Source organism: Mesobacillus sp. (assembly GCF_049588175.1).
In the GTDB taxonomy this organism is placed as follows: Bacteria; Bacillota; Bacilli; order Bacillales; family Cytobacillaceae; genus Mesobacillus.
Genome location: NZ_JBAVFI010000376.1, coordinates 1 through 2,286, shown reverse-complemented (window position 1 = coordinate 2,286; position 2,286 = coordinate 1). Strand labels below are relative to the sequence as shown.

2 protein-coding genes are annotated in these 2,286 nt (G+C 44.8%); both read right to left on the bottom strand.

Features of this window, described 5'->3' with window-relative positions; genetic code table 11:
- A partial coding sequence (gene abc-f, locus WB217_RS09335; RefSeq protein ID WP_423992789.1) for a ribosomal protection-like ABC-F family protein occupies positions 1-1,808 on the bottom strand: 1,808 nt, incomplete at its 3' end.
- 176 nt (positions 1,809-1,984) lie between these two features.
- Positions 1,985-2,140: an RAxF-45 family protein gene (locus tag WB217_RS09330; RefSeq protein ID WP_423992787.1), complete on the bottom strand. Its 156-nt coding sequence runs from the start codon at positions 2,138-2,140 to the stop codon at positions 1,985-1,987.
- Positions 2,141-2,286 lie beyond the last annotated feature (146 nt).

Below are 2,286 nucleotides of genomic sequence, written 5' to 3'. Positions count from 1 at the left end.
ACTTCTAGGTCTGCAACTGTTTCCATTTTATTAACAATCAGAGCAATTTCTTTTTCAAGAGCCTCGATTTGGTTTAGCAGCAGGTCCTCATCTACGGGATCAGCACCTTTTTTCAAGTTCTTAACAGCGTGCTGCCGGGCTTGCGCAACTGGAACAGGGGATGACTCTTGGATTTTTCGTTTCTCCGCCATCTTCACTCTCGCCCTGTCATAATTCCCTTCAATTTCCGTCAGTTCACCGCTTTCCAGCCAGTAAATTTTATTAAAAAGCTTATTAAGGAAAAATCGGTCGTGCGATACAGCAAGCAGGGTACCTTCGAAACCATCCAAAGCTTCCTCAAGGACTTCGCGGGAATCAATATCAAGGTGATTAGTCGGTTCGTCAAGAATCAAGAAGTTAAGGTCCTGGTGCATCAGCTGAGCAAGGCGAAGCCTCATCCTCTCACCGCCGCTTAACTGTGATACCTTTTTGAATACAGCAGGACCGTAAAAAAGGAATCCCGCGAGTACATTTCTGGCCTCTCCCTCATTCATGACCACTTCGCTGCGGAAGGCATCGAGCACTGTACCGTCCTTACTTGAGAGCTCCATGTGCTGTGAAAGGTAACCAATTTTCACATTGCTGCCCAGCCTTGCTTCTCCGCTGTCAGGATTCAGCTCACTCTGAATCAATTTCAGCAGTGTTGTTTTCCCTGAACCATTTTCACCAACGATTGCCGCGCGGTCCCGATACTGCAGCTGGAGATTCACAGCGCTGAATAGTTCCCGTGTGCCAAATGTTTTCCTGGCATCTTTGATGACGAGAACATCCTTCCCGCTGCGCCCGCCCGTTTCAAGTTCAAAGTTCATTTTCTTCCTGTTTAAAATAGGACGGTCTAGCTTTTCCATCCTTGCCAGTGCCCTTTCCATGTTTGTTGCTCGCTTATGCAAGGCAGAACTTGGAGGATTTGACCGGTTTGCCCAATCCCGCAGACGTTTTATAGCTTCCTTCATCTTCTTGATTTTTTTCTGTTGCTCTTCATACGCCTGGAATTCACGCAGTAATTTATCTTCCTTTTCCTTAAGGAAGCCTGAATAATTGGCATGATACAGCTCAATCTCCCCATCTTCCATATCGAGGATTTTCGTCGCCGTTTCATCAAGGAAATAACGGTCATGCGAAATGATGACAACGGTCCCTTCATAAGACGTAAGGAATTCAGCCAGCCACTCAGCAGCCATTATATCTAAATGGTTCGTCGGCTCATCGAGTAAAAGCAAATCTGGATTACGCAGCAAGCTTAACGCTAACCCCGCCTTTGTTTTCTCACCACCGCTCAGGCTGTTAAAATTTGAATCCAACAGGCCGGCAATATTTAAACCATTGGCAATCCGATCAATATTGGCATCCATCTCATAGCCGCCGCCAAGAGAAAACTTCTCCTGGAGAACACCGTATTTTTCCAGCAGCCTTTCAAGCCGCTCCGAATCCTCTGCGGAAGCAGCCATATCTTCTTCAAGCTTTTTCATATCCTGCTGAACGAAAATCAGCTCGTCAAAAGCTGTGGCTAAAACATCCCTGACCGTCATCTTCGAATCATAAACTGGAATCTGCGCCAGATAGCCAATCCTCAGACCCTTCTTCCAGTGAATCTTGCCTCCGTCTGGCTCTTCCATGCCCGCAATCAGCTTCAAGAGTGTTGTTTTACCGCTGCCATTCCTGCCAACAAGCCCTACCCTGTCTTTTTCATTTATTTCAAAACTCAAATCCTGAAAAATTGTATTTCCGCCGTACATTTTACTTATATCGTTAACACTAACTGTTATCATTATTTTTTCCTCCTAATGGACCTCTCCTTTCGCTTGAGCACAGGGTCTGCCCTGCGCTATTCGTGCATCAGTTAAGACGCAAAAAAGCCAGGGGCAGACTGCTCTGCTCCTGGCTCCAAATATCAATGAATACAAAAGGAGAGCATAAAGCCCTCCCCATTCACCGATGCTTGTTATTAAGCGGGAAAAGAGATGATCTTACCGTTTTGGTTTGATATTGAACTGCTAAAAATGGACATACGTATCCCGTTGGCAGCTGCAACAGCAAATTTTGCACGGCAAAAATAAAGGAATTCATTCCAGAATCCGTGCACAAAAACAGTCTTGATCATCTCTCCTCACCTCCGTTCATTAAATATTCACTCTAATCTTACTATTCATTCATTAGTATAGCAAGTATTTTCAAAAGTGGTCTTATCGAAAATCACATTGATTATTGTTGCCAGATGTTACAGAAAAATTCGTTGGAATCTGGCAA